The sequence below is a fragment of the Tabrizicola sp. BL-A-41-H6 genome (assembly GCF_050632395.1).
Taxonomy (GTDB): Bacteria; Pseudomonadota; Alphaproteobacteria; order Rhodobacterales; family Rhodobacteraceae; genus JAUYQR01.
Genome location: NZ_CP192600.1, coordinates 1,781,998 through 1,799,736, shown reverse-complemented (window position 1 = coordinate 1,799,736; position 17,739 = coordinate 1,781,998). Strand labels below are relative to the sequence as shown.

The window sequence follows — 17,739 nt, the reverse complement described above, 5'->3', positions numbered from 1 at the left end:
AACCCATCGCGCGCATCCTTGCCCGGTCAAGGAAGCGCCGCCATGCCGTCACTCGCCCGCCAGATCACCGAACCGCACGTCCCCGCTCCCGAAGGCCTCGGCGTCTCGCTGCTGCGCGGCCGGGTCGTCGGGTCCGATGATCTGGTCCACGCCCTCTCGCAACGCGGCCGCGAAGCCGGCCCTTTGCCCGAGGCGTTGCGCGCCCGGGGCCTTATCGTCGAACGCGATGTGGTGCAGACCTCGGCCCGCGCCTGGGGGCTCAATGTCGTCAATCTTGACCGCAGCCTGCCAGACCCCCGGTTGATCGACCTTGTAGGTGCCTCCGATTGCCTGCGCTATGGGCTGGTGCCGTGCAGGCAGGCCGGCGGTGTCACCGTCGTCGCGCTGTCGCGGCCCGAAGAATTTCGCAAACTGCGCCCGATGCTGGAAAGCCGGCTTGGGCCGGCCAGCCTCGCCATCGCGCCCGCCCGGGCGATTGAGGCGGCGATCCACGCCCGTCGCGGCGCAAGTCTGGCGCAGACCGCCGAAAACCGGGTGGCAGAGGCCGAAAGCTGCCGCTCATGGCCGCGCTTGCAAGACGAACCGCTCCTCATGGCCGGCCTTGCCGCACCTGTCCTTCTGGCCCTCGCCTTCCCCATCGCTGCTGGTCTGGCCCTCCTCGCCTTTGCCACGGTGTCGCTAATCCTTCTGCTTTTGCTCAAACTTCTCGCCACTGGCGCCGCCCTTCGCGCACCGCCAGACACAACGACCGCCGCCCCGCACGGCGTGCAGCCCATCGTTTCGATCATCGTGGCGCTCTACCGCGAAGGCGACATTGCCGCCCGCCTCGTCCGCCGCCTTGCCCGGCTCGACTACCCGCCGGACCTTCTCGACGTGATCCTCGCGGTCGAAGCAGATGACCAGATCACCCGCGATGCGCTGGCGCTGGCGGAATTGCCGCCGTGGATGCGGGTGATCGTGGTGCCCGAAGGTCAGGTCAAGACCAAGCCGCGCGCGCTCAACCACGCGCTCGACCATGCCCGCGGTGCCATCGTCGGGGTCTATGACGCCGAAGACGCCCCCGATCCCGACCAGATCCGCAAGGTCGTCGACCGGTTCCAACGCTCCGGCCCGCAGGTCGCCTGTCTGCAAGGCGTGCTCGATTATTACAACCCGCGAACCAACTGGCTGTCGCGCTGCTTCACCATCGAATACGCCGCGTGGTTCCGCCTCGTGCTCCCCGGCATCGCGCGGCTTGGCCTTGTCGTGCCCTTGGGTGGCACCACGCTTTTCTTCCGCCGCAGCGTGCTTGACGCGCTCGGCGGCTGGGATGCCCACAACGTCACCGAAGACGCCGACCTCGGCATCCGCCTGGCCCGCCACGGCTACCGCACCGAACTCATCGACACCGTGACCGAGGAAGAGGCGAATTGCCGCGCCCTGCCTTGGGTCAAGCAGCGGTCGCGCTGGATCAAGGGCTACGTGATGACATGGGCCGTCCACATGCGCGCGCCGCGCCTTTTGTGGCAGCAGCTTGGGCCAAGGGCGTTTCTCGGCTTTCAGATCATGTTCCTCGGCACCATCGCGCAATTCGTGCTGGCGCCGGTGTTCTGGTCGTTCCTGATCGTGCCCTTCGGGTTTTCACACCCGTTGCAGGCGGTGTTGCCCGACTGGGCGGTGTTCACCATCGCCTTCACCTTCGTTCTGACCGAAGGCACCAACCTTGCGCTAGGCATCATCGGTGTGCGCCGCACCCGGCATGGCCTCAGCGCGCTCTGGGTGCCGACGATGAAGCTTTACTTCCCCCTCGCCACCCTCGCCGCCTACAAGGCACTGGTCGAACTGGTGACCAACCCGTTTTACTGGGACAAGACCACCCACGGCATCTTCGATCCGGTCGACACCAAGCTTTAACGAAACCTTGACGACGCCCGCAAGCCGTTGATCTTGCTGCCCCGTGCAAGATGTCCCACCGTGGGACATGCCCTCTCAGCGCAGCCGAATCTCGCCCGCGTCCACCCTCAACCGCGTCTCGAAGGCCCGGCTGATATGCATCTTCAGCGCCTGATGCGCCGCCTCGCCATCCCCCGCCTCGATCGCCCTGACGATCTCGTCATGCTCGCCCAAGGCCACCTCGTCGCGCCCCTCGGCGGCAAACGAGGTCGTCGCCATCAACGCCATCGACCGGTGCACAAGGTCCAGCTGCTGCACCAGAAACCGGTTGTGGCTGGCCAGATGGATCTGCTTGTGGAACCGCTTGTTCGCCCGGCTCAGCGCCTGCGGATCGCCGCCCAGCAAAGCCCGGTCCTCCTCCACCATGCTGCGCAACACCCGCACTTCCTCAGGCGTCGCGTGCCGCGCCGCCAGCCGCGCCGCCAAGCCCTCCAGCTCGGTCCGCACCGCATAAAGCTCGGCCAGCTGGTTGTGATCAAGGCTCGCCACGATCAAGCTGCGCCCATCCCGCGTCAGCATCGACTGCGTCTCAAGCCGCTGCAACGCCTCGCGTACCGGGGTGCGGCTCACGCCCAGCCGCTCGGCCAGCTCGCTCTCCACCAGCCGATCGCCGGGTTTGTAAAGCCCCGCGTCGATCGCCTCCAGGATCAGCGTATACGCGTCTTTCTGCACCTGCCCCCGCCCTTCCCGTTGCCTTGCGCGGACCCTAACCGCCGCCCCCGCGCCGATCAACCCTTCCCAACCATGTCGCCGCCGCGCTAGATACCGGCCATGCCGCACCCCGATTTCACGCACGTCACCACCTGGGTCTTCGACCTCGACAATACCCTTTACCCGCCGCACATGCGCCTCTTCGATCAGATCGAGGTCAAGATGACCGACTGGGTGATGGCCGCCCTGAGCGTCGACCGCGCCCGCGCCGACCACCTGCGCAGCCATTACTGGCAAACCTACGGCACCACCCTTGCGGGCCTGATGGCCGAGCACGGCGTCGACCCCGCGCCCTACCTCACCACCGTTCACGACATCGACTTTTCCGTGCTCTCGCCCGACGCAAGCCTTGCCGCCAACATCGCAGCCCTGCCCGGCCGGCGCATCGTCTATACCAACGGCTGCGCCCCCTACGCCGAACGAGTGCTGGAGGCTCGCGGCCTTGCTGGCCTTTTCGATGCCGTCTACGGCGTCGAACACGCCGCCTTCCGCCCGAAGCCCGAGCGCGCCGCCTTCGAGACGGTGTTCGCGCTCGATGGCCTCGCCCCCACCAGCGCGGCGATGTTCGAGGATGACGCGCGCAACCTTGCCGCCCCGCACGCGATGGGCATGCGCACCGTCCATGTCGCCCCCTCCCCCGATCCGGCGGACCATATCCACCATCACACAGACGACCTCGGCACATTCCTTGCCCGCCTCATGGCGTGACGCTGCGCCGCAGCCTAGCGGGCTTTACCTCTTCGCCGCAGCGCATACATGCACAGCGCAACAAGGAGAGAACCGATGTCCCTAGCCGCCGCCGAAGCCCTTCCCCTGTCGCGCGGCCGCCGTGCGCTTTACGCCGTGCCGGTGCTGGGTCAGGTCGCCCGCGACATTGCCAAAGATGTCGACGCCGCCGTCTACGCCGTGGTGATCTTCGTCACGCTCGTAATCCTTGCCGTGATGACATGGGGTCTTCCGGCGCTGGTCCTTACCGCCGTCACGCTGGTTCCGGTGATGTTCGTCCTTCTGATCTGGGTCACGCTGCCCTGACCCCGCCACGGATCGCCTCTGGTCCCTCGCGCCGCCGCAGCCTAGACTGCCGCGTGGGAAAGGATACCTGATGACCCGCATCACCACCGACATATTCATCTCCGGCGGGGGCGTTGCTGGCCTCACGGCTGCGGCGGCTTTCGGCAGCGCGGGGTTTTCGGTCGTCTGCGTCGATCCCGCCCCACCGGTGACCGAGGCTGACGCTGCGGGCGCCGACCTGCGCACCACCGCGTTCCTGCAACCCGCCGTCGCCACCCTTGCCGCTGCCGGGCTCTGGGACCGCCTCGCTCCCTACGCGGCCGCGCTGCAGATCATGCGGATTGTCGATGCCGGCGGCGAAGTCCCCGATCCCCGCCTGACCAAGGATTTCGACGCCGCCGAAATCTCCGATCTGCCGTTCGGCTGGAACCTGCCCAACTGGCTTCTCCGCCGCGAGATGGTCGCCCGGCTTGCCGAACTTCCAAATGTGGATTTCCGCCCCGGAATCGGCTTTGCCCGCATGCTGACCCGGCAAACCGAAGCACTCGTCACACTGACCGATCGCAGCACCCTCTGCGCCCGCCTCGTCATTGCCGCCGATGGCCGCGCCTCGCCGGTGCGCGAGGCCGTGGGGATCGGCGTGCGCACCATGCGCTACGGGCAAAAGGCGCTGGCCTTCGCCGTCAGCCACGACCTGCCGCACAACAACGTCTCGACCGAGGTGCACCGCTCTGGCGGCCCCTTCACGCTTGTCCCGCTGCCCGACCGTAACGGCAAGCCGGCCTCCGCCGTGGTCTGGATGGAAAGCGGGCCCGAGGTCGCCCGTCTTGCGGCCCTGCCGACACCGGCCTTCGAGGCCGAGATGAACGCCCGTTCGGCAGGCGTCCTCGGCCCCCTGACCCTTGCCTCGCGCCTGACGCAATGGCCGATCATCAGCCAGATCGCCGACCGCATGTCAGGCCCCCGCACGGCGCTTCTGGCCGAAGCCGCGCATGTGGTGCCACCGATCGGCGCGCAGGGCCTGAACATGAGCCTTGCCGACCTTGCCACCCTTCTCGACCTTGCCACCGCGAACCGATCTGACCTCGGCTCGCCCGCGATGCTCGACAGCTATCACCGCAAGCGGCATCTGGAGGTGCAGGCGCGCGTGACTGGAATCGACCTATTGAACCGCGCCTCGATGGCGGGCAGCCCAGCCCTGCGCGACCTGCGTGCGCGGGCGCTGGACCTGCTTTACTCCGCCACCCCGGTGCGCCGGACGCTGATGAAAGCGGGCCTTGGGCTGCGCTGAATGCGTCAGCCCAGCGCCGCGTCCACCGCAGGTTTCAGCCGCGCCACCGTTCCCGGCACGTCGGCCAGCTTGTCCAAGCCAAAGAGCCCGATGCGGAAGGTGCGGAACTCGGCCCCTTCGCCCACCTGCAGCGGCACCCCAGCGGCAATCTGCAAGCCCTGCGCCTTGAACTTCGACCCGTTCTGCACGTCCGGGTCGCCGGTATAGCTGACCACTACCCCCGGTGCCTGAAACCCTTCAGCCGCGACAGACGCCACGCCCTTTTCGGCCATCAGCGCGCGCACCGCCCGGCCCAGCGCCCATTGCGCGGCCTTCGCAGCCTCGAAGCCCATCGCCTTTGTTTCCAGCATCGCGTCGCGGAACCCGACGATCGCATCGGTCGGCATCGTCGCGTGGTAGGCGTGCCCGCCACCCTCGTAGGCCGCCATGATGCTGCGCCATTTCTTCAGGTCGATGGCAAAGCTGTTCGACGTGGTCGCGGCCAGCCGCTCCTCGGCCCGCGGGCTCATCACCACGACCCCGGCCGAGGGCGAGGCTGACCACCCCTTCTGTGGTGCCGAGATCAGGACATCGACCCCGGTCGCGGCCATATCCACCCAGACGCAACCCGACGCGATGCAATCCAGCACCATAAGGGCGCCCACCTCATGCGCCGCCGCCGCGACCGTGGCGATATAATCATCCGGCAGGATGATCCCCGCGCTCGTCTCGACATGCGGCGCGAAGACCGCCTCTGGCCGCGCCTCGCGGATGCGGGCGACCACTTCCTCCACCGGTGGCGGCGCGAAAGCCGCCTGCGCGCCGTTCCCGGTCTGCCGCGCCATCACCACCGTCGTCTCGCCGGCGAACCCGCCCGCATCGAAAATCTGGCTCCACCGGTAGGAAAACCACCCGTTGCGCACGATCAGCACCGACCCTTGCCCGAACTGCCGCGCCACCGCCTCCATCGCATAGGTGCCACCACCCGGAACCAAGGCAACCGCCGATCCCTTGTAGACCTCTTTCAACAGGCCCGACACCTCCCGCATCACGCCTTGGAACTTTGCTGACATGTGGTTCAGGCTGCGGTCGGTGAACACCACCGAAAACTCTTCCAGCCCCTCGGGGTCAACGTCAGCGTGCAGTCCGGGCATAAGCGATCCTCCTCGAATTCACGGCAACCCTACCGCATTTGCTCTGCTCACAAATACTCAAATCCGACATCCGCCTCATCCGATCGGACCGGGCCTGCGTTCTTCGGTCAACAGCACGTTGGCCTCCACCTGCCCCACCCCCGGCAGCGTCATGATCCGCCGCCGCAGCACACGCTCAAAGTCTGCGATGTCGCGCGCCACCACCCGCAGGCGGTAGTCGAAAAGGCCCAGCACATGCTGCACCACCTGAACTTCGGGTATCGCCACAACCGCGCGCTCGAAATCCTCAAGGCTGACGCGGCCCTTGGTCGCCAGCTTAACCCCCAGAAACACCGTCACGCCAAAGCCCAGCGCCGTGCGGTCGACTTCCACCCGCCGCCCGGCCAGAACGCCCGCCTCTTCCAGCCGCCTGACCCGCCGCCACGCCGCAGGCTGGCTCAGGCCCAGCCGCCGACCAAGCTCTCCGGCATTCACCGCGCCATCCTCCGACAGAACCCGCAGGATTGCCCGGTCCAGATCATCAAGGCTGATCACGCCATTGGTCACAGCGGCAACCCCGCCGCATCCTTCACCGTCGACACCAGCATCAGCGCCTCCACCTCCTGAATATGCGGCAGCATCAGGATCTTCTCGCGGTAGACCTCGGTCCAATGCGCCATGTCGCGGGCGATCACGTTCAGTCGCACATCGACCCGGCCAAGGAAGGTTTCGATCCCGATCACCTCGGCCACCCCTCGCGCCGCCGCGATGAATTCGTCGAACGCCCGCGGGTTGGTCTTGTCTAGCGTGAAGCGCAGCGATACCTCCACCTCGTATCCCAAGGCCCGCCAGTCGATCAGCGCCGTCTCGGCCCGGATCACACCGCCCTCTCGCAACCGCTCCAGCCGCCGCCAAAGCGTCGCCGCCGTGACGCCCGCACGCTCTGCAAGCAATGCGCGCTCCAGCCCCGGTTCCGCCAGATACTGCCGAAGGATCCGCCGGTCGGTATCATCCAGTTGCATGAATCATCCAGTTCTTTGCACTTTGGCGCATGACTCTTTGCACATACTGCAAAATTCGTCAAACAACGCAGCCTGTCGTGCTGAAAACTACCTATTCTCCCGCCATCAACCAAGCAAGGGACACCGCCATGCGCGTCTATTACGATCGTGACTGCGACATCAACCTGATCAAGGACAAGAAGGTCGCCATCCTCGGCTACGGCAGCCAAGGCCACGCCCACGCCCTGAACCTGCGCGACAGCGGCGCCAAGAACGTGGTCGTCGCCCTGCGCCCCGGCTCCGCCTCGGCCAAGAAGTGCGAAGCAGAAGGCCTGAAGGTCATGGACATCGCCGAGGCCGCCAAGTGGTGCGACCTGATCATGTTCACCATGCCCGATGAACTCCAGGCCGAGACCTACAAGAAGTACGTCCACGACAACCTGCGTGAAGGCTCGGCCATCGCCTTCGCCCACGGCCTGAACGTGCACTTCGGCCTGATCGAGCCGAAGAAGGGCGTCGACGTCATCATGATGGCCCCCAAGGGCCCCGGCCACACCGTGCGCGGCGAATACACCAAGGGCGGCGGCGTGCCCTGCCTTGTCGCTGTCCACCAAGACGCGACCGGCAAGGCGATGGAAATCGGCCTCTCTTACTGCTCCGCCATCGGTGGCGGGCGTTCCGGCATCATCGAGACCAACTTCCGCCAGGAATGCGAAACCGACCTCTTCGGTGAGCAGGCCGTGCTTTGCGGCGGCCTTGTGGAACTGATCCGCATGGGCTTTGAGACCCTGGTCGAAGCCGGCTACGAGCCCGAAATGGCCTACTTCGAGTGCCTGCACGAAGTGAAGCTGATCGTGGACCTGATCTACGAAGGCGGCATCGCGAACATGAACTACTCGATCTCGAACACCGCCGAGTACGGCGAATATGTCTCCGGCCCGCGCATCCTGCCTTACGACGAGACCAAGGCCCGGATGAAAGCCGTCCTCAAGGACATCCAGACCGGCAAGTTCGTCCGTGACTTCATGCAGGAAAACGCCGTCGGCCAGCCGTTCTTCAAGGCCACCCGCCGCATCAACGACGAACACCAGATCGAACAGGTCGGTGAAAAGCTGCGCGCCATGATGCCGTGGATCTCCAAGGGCAAGATGGTCGACAAGGCCCGCAACTGATCCGCAGCTACAGCGTTGGCGGACAGCTTGCCCGCCAACCGAAGGGCGCCCCGATCCGGGCGCCCTTTGTTATTTAACGGTCGCCATATGACCTATGTCATGTCGAACGCCGCAGAGATGTGTGACGAATCAAGCTGCGAACTGCAGTGCTCGGTTAGCCATAGGCAGAAGGTCCTAAAGCGCCGGGCGTGTCAGGCCGTAATAGCCTTTGTCAGCCATTGGAAGGAAACGAGGATCAGAATGCGCACTCCAACCAGCATGAAGGTAATGGCGGTCCTTCTGGGCACAACGATACCGCTGCAGTATCCCGCCTACGCTCAGGAGGCTTCAACCGAAACTCCGGCAGATTCTGCGGCAGAGGCCGCGTCTCCAGCCCTCTTCACGGCTGACGAACTCGACACCTTGTTTTCGCCGATCGCGCTTTACCCCGATGAGCTGCTGGCACAGGTGCTGCTGGCCACGACCTACCCGGTCGACGTGCTCAAGGCCGACCGTTTTCTGACTAAGAACGCCGCGTTGGACGACAAGGCCCGCAGCGCGCTGGCTGCCGACGAAGACTGGCCGGACCCGGTCCGCGAATTGACGGCGGGCTTTCCCGAGCTGATCGCCCGGATGGCCGAGCACATGGAGTGGACCGAAGACACCGGCAACGCGGTCATTGCCCAGACCGATGACGTGCTGGCCTCGCTTCAGCGGCTGCGCGCACAGGCAAAACTGAACGGCTATCTTGTCGACAACGAGGCGATGACCGTCGAGGAAGACGACGAGTCGGGCAGCATCACGATCAGTTCGGCCAACCCCGAAGTGGTCTACGTTCCGCAATACACCGATACCGTCTACACCCAGCCCGCCCCGGCGACCCCCGTCTATGTCACCGATGACGATAACTGGGACGACTACCTGATGACCGGCGCGATCGTCTGGGGCAGCGCGATCATCCTGGACGAAATCTTCGATGATGATGACTGGGATGGCGGCTGGAACAACGGCTGGAACGGTGGCGGCAACGACATCGACTGGAGCGGCGACATCAACATCGACAACGGCATCAATATCGGCAACGGCAACGGCAACGGAATCAACCGCCCCGGTGACGGAGGCGGTATTGGCGGTATTGGCGGCGCAGGCGGCGTCGGTGGTATTGGCGGCGCAGGCGGCATTGGCGGCATAGGCGGCATAGGCGAACGTCCGTCAACCCTGCCTGGCCGTATCGGCGACGCCGATCCCGACCGGGTGTCCAACCGCAAAGACGGAACGTTCAAGCCCTCGACTGCCAGCCGCGATGCTGCTCGCGAAAAGATCGCGACGACCAAGACAACCAGGGGCGGCGTGTCGACCCTGCCTGCGGCAACCGGCAAGCGTGACCTCGGGAAGACCCCGGCCGGCGGAAACAAACCGACCTTCTCGCTGTCGGAAAAGCCGAAGGCCGCCGCAAAGGCCAAACCGAAGGCCAAGGCCGCACCGAAGCAGATATCGAAACCGAAGAAGTCGGCGACGCCGAAGGCTGCGTCGAGGCCAAAGAGCACAACCAAGCGTGCACCGGCATACAAACCCTCGTCGGGAGGCCGTAGCAAGGCAGCCTCGTCGCGTGGACGCTCAAGCGGAAGGAGACGTTGAGATGGCAATGGCAATGAAACTGCTTTCGTCGACCGTGGCGCTTTGCTTTGGCGCATCCGTCGCCTTTGCCGAACCGGCGATCTACCCCACCCCCGAAGCCGCAACCGAGGCTTTCGTGGCAGCGCTGATCGCAAAGGACCGCCCAGCACTTCTGACGATCTTCGGGCCTGAAGCGGACGACCTGATCGGCACAGACGATCCCGAGCAGGATGCCGAGGCGAGGAAAGAGTTCCTCGCCGAGTACAACACGTTCCACCAGATCGTTCCGGCAGGAGACAACCGGGTTGAACTGGAGATCGGGCGCAGCCTCTGGGCTTTCCCGGTTGCGATGATCAAGTCTGACGCGGGCTGGACCTTCGACGTGGCCGGTGCCCGCGACGAGATCCTCGCGCGGCGGATCGGGATGAACGAGTTGGACGTGATAGAGGTGTTCCGGCGGGCGATTGCCGTGCAGGCGGCCTTTCGGGAGACCGATTACGACGGCGACGGCGTGATGGAATTCGCGTCATCCATCGTGTCCACGCCGGGCAAGCGCGACGGCCTTTACTGGCCGCCGGAAGAAGGCACGCCCGACAGCCCGATCGGCGCTTTCATGGCGCAGGCGGCGGCTGATGGCGTCAGCATCGACGGTGTCGACCAGGCTCCGGTGCCCTACCTTGGCTATTTCTTCCGGATTCTGACCCGTCAGGGCGAAGCGGCACCAGGCGGGGCCTACGACTATATGGTCGAGGGCAACATGGTGGCCGGCCATGCCCTGCTGGCCTATCCGGCAGAGCCTGGGGACTCGGGCATCATGAGCTTCATGATGGGCGAGAATGGCCAGATCTATGAAGCCAACCTTGGCGACAAGACGCTGGAGGTTGCCGGCGCAATCGACAGCTTCAACCCCACGGAAGGTTGGAAGCTGCTAACGGCCGAGTGAACTTGATCGGACCGCCGGGCAATGCCCGGTGGTCCATCGCTTGTCTGACGCCCTTGTGGTCCTGTCAGGACAAGGGGCCATCCCCGTCACGCTGAAGCGCTGTGTGCACGGCATCGACGATGCCCTCGACGATGTCGACAAGAAGCCCCTCGTCCTCGCATTCCGCCATCACCCGGATCAAGGGCTCAGTCCCCGACTTGCGGATCAGGATGCGCCCGCGCCCCTTGATGCGTTCTTCGCTGGCCGCGATCACTGCCTTCACGGTATCCGCTTCCAACGGCCGCCCTCCAGCGGCAAAGCGCACGTTCTTCAAAAGCTGCGGGACGGTTTCAAAATTGCGCGTCAGTTCCGACGCTGGCTTGCCGCTGCGCACCATCTCGGCCAGAAACTGCAGCCCGGCCAACAGCCCGTCGCCAGTCGTGGCATAATCGGTCATCACGATGTGGCCTGACTGTTCGCCGCCAAGGTTGAAGCCACCCTCGCGCATCCGTTCCACCACATAGCGGTCCCCGACCGAGGTGCGCTCCAGCCGCAGCCCGCGCGCGTCCAGATACCGCTCCAGCCCAAGGTTCGACATCACCGTCGCCACCAGCGCGCCGCCCTGCAAACGCCCGTCCTCAGCCCAGCGCCCAGCCAGAAGCGCCATGATCTGATCGCCGTCGGCCACTCGGCCCGCCTCGTCAATGATCATCACGCGGTCGGCATCACCGTCCAGACAGATGCCGACATGCGCGCCATGCGCCACCACCGCTTCCGCCGCGGTTTCCACATGGGTCGATCCGCAGCGCAGGTTGATGTTGGTGCCGTTCGGGGTGACGCCAACGGGGATCACCTCGGCGCCCAGTTCCCACAACACCTCGGGTGCGGCCTTGTAGGCAGCGCCGTTGGCGCAATCGATCACCACCTTCAGACCATCCAGCCGCAGGCCCGACGGGAAGCTGGTCTTGACGAACTCCTGATACCGGCCGCGGCCATCCTCGATCCGCTTGGCACGACCGATGTTCTCGGGCTTGGCGGGCGTCACGTCCCCCACCACCATCGCCTCGATTTCCGCCTCGGCTCCGTCCGACAGCTTGAACCCGTCCGGCCCGAAGAACTTGATCCCGTTGTCCTGATGCGGGTTGTGGCTGGCGCTGATCATCACCCCCAGATCGGCGCGCATCGACCGCGTCAGATAGCCCACCGCAGGCGTCGGCACCGGGCCCAGCAAAAGCACGTTCATCCCCGTCGAGGTCAGCCCCGCCGTCAGCGCGTTTTCCAGCATGTAGCCCGACAGCCGCGTGTCCTTGCCGATCACCACCCGGTGCGCGGCGCTGCCGTCACGCCGGAAATAACGACCTGCCGCCGCACCCAGCTTCAACGCAAGCTCCGCCGTCATCGGCCAGCTGTTGGCACGCCCCCGAACCCCATCCGTCCCGAACAACCTGTCACTCATGCCCCACTCCCGTTCACTGCCAGCCACAGCCGCAACGCCTGCCGCGTCTCAGCCACGTCATGCACCCGCACCATCTGCACACCCTGCGCCACGCCCGCCAACGCCACCGCCACCGACCCCGGCATCCGCGCCGCCGGGTCTGCTGCCTGCCCATAGGTGCCGACAAAGCGTTTCCGCGACGCGCCCAGCAGGATAGGGCAGCCCAGCCCGTGGAACAACGACAACCCCCGGATCAGCGCAAGATTGTGTTCTGCCGTCTTGCCGAACCCGATGCCGGGGTCCACCGCGATGCGGCTGCGGGCAATTCCCATCGCCTCGGCCACCCTGACCTTCGCCTCCAGCGCGTCATAGACGTCCAAGAGCACATCTGCATATTGCGGATTGTCCTGCATCGTCGCCGGCGCGCCTTGGGCGTGCATCAGCACCACCGGCGCGCCGGTCCGCGCCACCAGCGGGCCCAGCGCTGCATCAAAGCCAAGTGCAGACACGTCGTTCACCAAATCGGCCCCGGCCTGCAGCGCCGCCTCGGCCACCGCCGCCTTGCGCGTGTCGATCGAGATGACCGCTTCCATCCCGCCCGCCCGCAAGGCCGCAATTACCGGTGCGGTCCGGGCCACCTCGTCGGCCACCGAAACCTCCACCGCCCCGGGACGCGTGCTTTCGCCGCCGATGTCGATGATTTCGGCCGCCTCGGCCATCGTCCGCGCCTGCGCCAATGCGGCGTCCGGTGCCAGAAACTGCCCGCCATCGGAAAAACTGTCTGGCGTCACGTTCAGGATGCCCATAATTCTCGGGCGGTCCATGCCCAAGCCGGCAAAGGCGGGCCTCGCAGCAGTCAGGCGGTGCAGCGCGTTGGCAGGCACTTCGCTGACAGGCACGACCCGCCCTTTCGCGCCGCGCTCCAGCACCTCGACCCGGTCGAACCAGCACCAGCCCCCGGCCAGCGACAGGCCAGCCTCGGGCCGCGCGGCATCCGTCATTGCAATCGGTCGCAGATATTTCATCGCAACGGGATTGGCCGATGCCCGTTCGCTTGGCAAGGGGCCAGCGTTCAGGCGTGCTCCACCGGCACGCGGCTTCCCGCCGGAATTGCAACATCGCCGTGAAGCACGATCGCCGTCGCCGCCATCGCCTCGGCCAGCCACAGCGCCAGCGTGACCGGCGCCGTGCCCTGCGGCCCGTCCACCGCATCCAGAACCAGCTTCGACGGTGCCCAGACCACGGTCTGCCCCCGCCGCATCGCCCAGTCGATTTCGGTCCGCGTCGCCACCACCACGCAGCGCGGATCGCGCGCCGCCAGTGACCAGGCGTTCTGCTCGATCGCCAGCAGGTCGATCCGCCGCTGCGTCGGCTTGTGGCCGGTCACCGGGCGCGGCAGATCGGGCAGCCCCACCGCCAGGATCAGCGGCAGCCCCCGCGCCTGCAGCGCATCCAGCCGCGCACCAAGCCCCGGATCGGCAATCGCCGGGTTGTCCAGATAGACCACCAGCGGATGCACCTCTGCCTCGGCTCCGTCGGCACCCACCCGCGCCACCGGCACCTCGGCGCGCGACCGCACGATTTCCACGCCAAGGGCATAGGGGCCGACATCAAGCTTTTCGATCCGCACGAAGATGCGCATCGCCGCCGGTTCCGCCAGCACCCGCTCTGCCACCCGCTCGGCCAGTGTTTCCAGCAGGTTCAGCCGCTCTGCCGCCAGTTCCGCCGCAATCGCCTCGGTGATCTTGTCATAGCTGAGGATACGGTCGACATCGTCGTCCAGCGGCGCGGGTGCAGGACGCACCTCTACCACCACATTGAACCGCAGCCGCTGCTTGTGCCCGCGCTCTTGCTGAAAGGCGCCGATATCGGCCTCGACCAGATGGTCGCGCAGCGAAATCCGGTCGCGAGGATCTGTGGTCGAAGACGCCTCTGCCCGTGCTTCGGGATGGGCGAACGCAAGCTCGCTGTCTGTCGTCATTGCCGCACTCCGCTCAGGCCCGCAGCATAGCCTGCCGCGCCGCGCGCCCTACGCCGAAGGCGGCACCGGGCGCAAGGCCTGCGACATCACAGGCTGTCAGCCACGCGAACCGGGCTGGCGGTAGAACTTGTGCGCGCCGATCGAGGCCGTCATCGGGAAGCGCTTCGCCCAGGAGGGGCGCACAGCGCTGGTGTGGAAATGCGTGGCGCCTTCGGTCAGTGCCCTGGGGGCCCCGTCCAGCATGGCCCGCGCGACGCGACCCGCCCGATCACGCGAGGACGCGTCGCGCATCCTGTCGCCATTGCCGTCGCAGACGTAGGAAAACTGGCATCCGCCGCCCCCGCGCTGCTTGACCACACCGCAGACGCTGCGCGGGTAAAGCGGGCTGTCGACCCGGTTCAGGATCACTTCGGCCACCGCGAACTGGCCCTTCACGCTTTCGCCGCGCGCCTCGAAATACAGCGCCTCGGTCAGGCATTGCCATTCAGCATCGCCAGTGGGGGCAGCCTGTGCCGCCAGCCACGACTCGCTGTAATCAAGCGTTCCGACCTTGGCCTTGCCGGGCTGTGCCGCCTTCGGGCCAACGGCGATTTCGCTCATCGTTTCATCAGGCAGCCCCTGCAAGCGCTGCTTTTCGGTGCCAAAAAGGGCGGTCATCTGCCCCCCGATGGTCACGCCCGGGTCGTTCTTCCCACTCAGGGTCACGTCTGCGAAGCCAGCATTGGCCAGCACTCCCGCCGCAAGCAACGCGGCACAGAAAGGCAATCGCATGGATTTCATCGTGGTCGTTTCCGTCAGTTGCGCCCGGGCGATCCGCACCGCCGAGCAATTAAGGCAGCGGTTAGTCAAACGACTCGCGCAGGTCCACGACTGTTGCCCAATTGCAACGAAAACGGCGGTACGGTCGGCGGAAATGCGCCGCACCACTTCAGGTTGTATTTTAAGAACGCCGTATAAGCGTCCGATTTCAAATGATTGTTTGCCGATCCCGTAGCGCAAGGTGCGCGGCGGCCAAACGGGCCATCGGAACCCGGTAGGGCGAGCATGACACGTAGTCAAACCCCGCCTTGCGGCAGAATTCTATCGATTCGGGGTTACCGCCATGTTCGCCGCAGATCGAAAGGGTCAGATCACCGCGCGTCTTGCGGCCCCGTTCGGCCCCGATCAGCAGCAACTCGCCCACCCCGTCCACGTCCAGAATATGGAAGGGATCTTCGGGAAACACGCCCTGCTGGACATAGGTATTCATGAACCGCCCGGCATCGTCGCGGCTCAGGCCATAGGTCATCTGCGTCAGGTCGTTGGTGCCGAAGGACAGGAACGAGGCGTGCTGCGCAATCTCGCCCGCCCGCAGCGCGGCGCGCGGGGTTTCCACCATCACGCCCAGCTTGTAGTCGAAATCCGCCTTCGCCCGCGTCCGCACCATCGCCGCCAGCGCGTCGATCCGGGTTTTCACCAGTTCCACCTCGCGCTTGGCCGACACCAGCGGGATCATGATCTCCGGCACCACGGGCGCGCCGCGCCGCGCCGATTCCAGCGTCGCCTCAAAGATCGCCTGCGCCTGCATGTCGTAGATTTCCGGCAGCACGACGCCCAGCCGCACCCCCCGCATCCCCAGCATCGGGTTCACTTCAGTCAATGCCTCGGCCCGCCGCACCACCTCCGACAGCGGCCGGTCCAGCGCCTCGGCCAGTTCGCGCAAGCCCTCGCGCGACTGCGGCAGAAACTCGTGCAAAGGCGGGTCGAACAGACGGATGCAGACCGGCAGCCCCTGCATGATCTCGAACAACTGCACGAAATCCGCGCGCTGCATCGGCAACAGCCGCGCCAGCGCCAGCGCCCGGTCCTGCGGCGTGTCCGCAAAGATCATCTCGCGCATCACGATCAGCCGATCTTCGTCGAAGAACATGTGTTCCGTCCGGCACAGCCCGATGCCCTGCGCCTCGAACTTGCGCGCGGTTTCGGCATCTGCCGGCGTATCCGCGTTGGCCCGGATGCCGATATCGCGCATTTCGTCGGCCCAAGACAAAAGCCGCCGGAAACTGTCGTCCAGCGCCGGTGGCAGCATCTCCGCCTCGCCCGCCAGCGCCTCGCCTTTCGATCCGTCCAGCGTCACCACGTCGCCCTCGCGGAACACGCGGCCATCCGCCGTGGTCAGCTTCCTGTCCTTCGAATCGAGCCGCATGTCCGACGCGCCCACCACGCAAGGCAACCCCAGCCCCCGCGCGATCACCGCCGCGTGGCTGGTCATGCCGCCACGCTCGGTCAGCACCGCGACCGACGAGTGCATCCCCCGGATATCCTCCGGCGCGGTTTCCCGGCGCACCAGAACACACGGCTCGCCCTTCGACGCGCTTGCCTGTGCCGCCTGCGACGAAAACACCAGCTTTCCCGTGGCTGCCCCCGGACTGGCGGCAATCCCCTTTGCAATCACGTCACGCGGGCCGCGAGGATCAACCTGATGGTGCAGCAATTCCGACAGCGCACGCGGTTCCACCCGCAGCACCGCATCCTCGCGCGGGATCACGCCGTCTTCGGCCAAGGCGACCGCGATCCGCAGGTTCGCCCGAGCCGATCGTGGCACCTTCACCGCATCCAAGACCGCCAGCCGACCATCCTCGATGGTGAACTCGATCTGCATTTCCTCGCGCAGTCGCACCCGGCACACCGCGCCATGCGCCACCAGCGTCGCGAAAATCTCCGGCGAGACCTCTTCCAGCGACGGCCCCCGCGGGTCGCGCGTCAGATACAGCGCCTCGGTCGTCTTCAGCGCGTCGCGGCCCTGGCTTTGCCCCAGATAGCGCCCGGTGATCTGCGGCACGCCCGTCACCGGATCGACGAACTGGATCACGCCGGAACCCGAGATTCCCTGCCCGATGCCCTGCGCCATCTCCTGCACCACAAGGCCCAGCGCCGCCTCTTCCGGCGCACCCTTGGCCTGCCTCAGCAGCCGCGCCGAGGTGCCTTCCCACGCCCGCGCCATGCTGCGCAACACTTCCGACAATTGTACCGCCGGGTCCGCCGGGAACGGCTCGTCCGTCTCGACCTCATAATGCCGCAGCACCTCGCGCAGCGCGCCCGGTCCCGGCTTGATGCTGTCGAACACGTCAGGGTCCAGCCTTGCGACATGAATCGCATAGGCCTGAACGAAGCGCACGAACAGCGCATCCGCCGCCGTCTCGCCATGCGTTTCGGCCAGCCGCGCGTGGCGTTTGGCGTTCAACCCGATGTTCAAGATCGTCGCCGGCCCACCCCAATCGGGGTTCGCCGGCGAGGGCCGGACCGAGATCAGCGGCCCATCCCCGAAATGCTCCAGCACTCCGTTCGCATCCACCCCATGCCCCGCCGCAATCGCGCGCACCGTCGTCGCGGGCAGCGCAACCGATTTCGGCACCGGCAAGTCAAGCCGCACCAGCCGTTGCAGGCATTTCGCGCGCCAGCCATGCGTAGCCGTCGCGATCCCCGCCGAAGGGCTGATCTGGGTAAATTCGGGAATCGGGTCGTGTTTCTGCACTGCGGCACCTTTCGACGCCGCGCAGGATACGCGCAAAACGCTGTCAATCAAGCGTGACATG

16 protein-coding genes are annotated in these 17,739 nt (G+C 66.0%); 7 read left to right on the top strand and 9 right to left on the bottom strand.

All coding sequences use genetic code 11. The annotated features are described in order from the left end of the window. The first annotated feature begins 42 nt into the window (after window positions 1-42). Window positions 43-1,893 carry a glycosyltransferase gene (locus ACROUL_RS08925; protein ID WP_431299149.1) on the top strand — a complete coding sequence of 617 codons (1,851 nt, stop codon included), beginning with the start codon at window positions 43-45 and terminating at the stop codon, window positions 1,891-1,893. A 75-nt stretch (window positions 1,894-1,968) separates the two neighbouring features. Here ACROUL_RS08925 and ACROUL_RS08920 read toward each other — a convergent pair whose 3' ends face one another. Continuing rightward, entirely contained in the window at window positions 1,969-2,604 is a 636-nt protein-coding gene (locus ACROUL_RS08920; protein WP_431299148.1) for a GntR family transcriptional regulator, read from the bottom strand. A 99-nt stretch (window positions 2,605-2,703) separates the two neighbouring features. Between ACROUL_RS08920 and ACROUL_RS08915 the strand changes: the two genes are divergently transcribed. The 3 genes from ACROUL_RS08915 (at window position 2,704) to ACROUL_RS08905 (ending at window position 4,945) form a co-directional block, all read left to right on the top strand. Continuing rightward, window positions 2,704-3,351 carry a pyrimidine 5'-nucleotidase gene (locus ACROUL_RS08915; protein WP_431299147.1) on the top strand — a complete coding sequence of 216 codons (648 nt, stop codon included), beginning with the start codon at window positions 2,704-2,706 and terminating at the stop codon, window positions 3,349-3,351. A 75-nt stretch (window positions 3,352-3,426) separates the two neighbouring features. Then, window positions 3,427-3,675: a hypothetical protein gene (locus ACROUL_RS08910; protein WP_431299146.1), complete on the top strand. Its 249-nt coding sequence runs from the start codon at window positions 3,427-3,429 to the stop codon at window positions 3,673-3,675. A gap of 70 nt (window positions 3,676-3,745) precedes the next feature. Beyond that, window positions 3,746-4,945, top strand: coding sequence for a UbiH/UbiF family hydroxylase (locus tag ACROUL_RS08905; protein WP_431299145.1), 1,200 nt, complete (start codon window positions 3,746-3,748; stop codon window positions 4,943-4,945). 5 nt (window positions 4,946-4,950) lie between these two features. On the opposite strand, the gene ACROUL_RS08900 is transcribed toward ACROUL_RS08905, so the two are convergent. From ACROUL_RS08900 to ACROUL_RS08890, 3 genes are all read right to left on the bottom strand, one after another. After that, window positions 4,951-6,078, bottom strand: coding sequence for an aminotransferase class V-fold PLP-dependent enzyme (locus tag ACROUL_RS08900; protein ID WP_431299144.1), 1,128 nt, complete (start codon window positions 6,076-6,078; stop codon window positions 4,951-4,953). A gap of 75 nt (window positions 6,079-6,153) precedes the next feature. Next, window positions 6,154-6,612, bottom strand: coding sequence for an Lrp/AsnC family transcriptional regulator (locus tag ACROUL_RS08895; protein WP_431301269.1), 459 nt, complete (start codon window positions 6,610-6,612; stop codon window positions 6,154-6,156). Window positions 6,613-6,620: 8 nt separating this feature from the next. Then, window positions 6,621-7,079 carry an Lrp/AsnC family transcriptional regulator gene (locus ACROUL_RS08890; RefSeq protein WP_431299143.1) on the bottom strand — a complete coding sequence of 153 codons (459 nt, stop codon included), beginning with the start codon at window positions 7,077-7,079 and terminating at the stop codon, window positions 6,621-6,623. Between the two features lie 128 nt (window positions 7,080-7,207). On the opposite strand from ACROUL_RS08890, the gene ilvC reads away from it, so the two are divergent. From ilvC to ACROUL_RS08875, 3 genes are all read left to right on the top strand, one after another. Next, on the top strand, window positions 7,208-8,230 hold the full coding sequence (gene ilvC, locus ACROUL_RS08885; RefSeq protein WP_431299142.1) for a ketol-acid reductoisomerase: 1,023 nt from the start codon (window positions 7,208-7,210) through the stop codon (window positions 8,228-8,230). An 87-nt stretch (window positions 8,231-8,317) separates the two neighbouring features. After that, window positions 8,318-9,847, top strand: coding sequence for a DUF3300 domain-containing protein (locus tag ACROUL_RS08880; protein WP_431299141.1), 1,530 nt, complete (start codon window positions 8,318-8,320; stop codon window positions 9,845-9,847). Between the two features lies 1 nt (window position 9,848). Then, window positions 9,849-10,769 carry a DUF2950 domain-containing protein gene (locus tag ACROUL_RS08875; RefSeq protein ID WP_431299140.1) on the top strand — a complete coding sequence of 307 codons (921 nt, stop codon included), beginning with the start codon at window positions 9,849-9,851 and terminating at the stop codon, window positions 10,767-10,769. A gap of 64 nt (window positions 10,770-10,833) precedes the next feature. Here ACROUL_RS08875 and glmM read toward each other — a convergent pair whose 3' ends face one another. The 5 genes from glmM to ACROUL_RS08850 form a co-directional block, all read right to left on the bottom strand. After that, on the bottom strand, window positions 10,834-12,204 hold the full coding sequence (gene glmM / locus ACROUL_RS08870) for a phosphoglucosamine mutase (RefSeq protein WP_431299139.1): 1,371 nt from the start codon (window positions 12,202-12,204) through the stop codon (window positions 10,834-10,836). Further along, window positions 12,201-13,208 (bottom strand): dihydropteroate synthase, encoded by a 1,008-nt coding sequence (gene folP, locus ACROUL_RS08865; protein ID WP_431299138.1) that lies wholly within the window; start codon window positions 13,206-13,208, stop codon window positions 12,201-12,203. Before folP ends, glmM begins: the two co-directional genes overlap by 4 nt. A 47-nt stretch (window positions 13,209-13,255) precedes the next feature. After that, the gene (locus ACROUL_RS08860; protein ID WP_431299137.1) at window positions 13,256-14,164 is read right to left on the bottom strand and encodes a dihydroneopterin aldolase; all 909 of its coding nucleotides are present in this window, start codon (window positions 14,162-14,164) and stop codon (window positions 13,256-13,258) included. A 96-nt stretch (window positions 14,165-14,260) separates the two neighbouring features. Beyond that, entirely contained in the window at window positions 14,261-15,163 is a 903-nt protein-coding gene (locus ACROUL_RS08855; protein ID WP_431299136.1) for a cell wall hydrolase, read from the bottom strand. Then, window positions 15,132-17,678 (bottom strand): putative PEP-binding protein, encoded by a 2,547-nt coding sequence (locus ACROUL_RS08850; RefSeq protein ID WP_431301268.1) that lies wholly within the window; start codon window positions 17,676-17,678, stop codon window positions 15,132-15,134. The genes ACROUL_RS08855 and ACROUL_RS08850 overlap by 32 nt, the downstream gene beginning before the upstream one ends. Window positions 17,679-17,739: the final 61 nt, after the last annotated feature.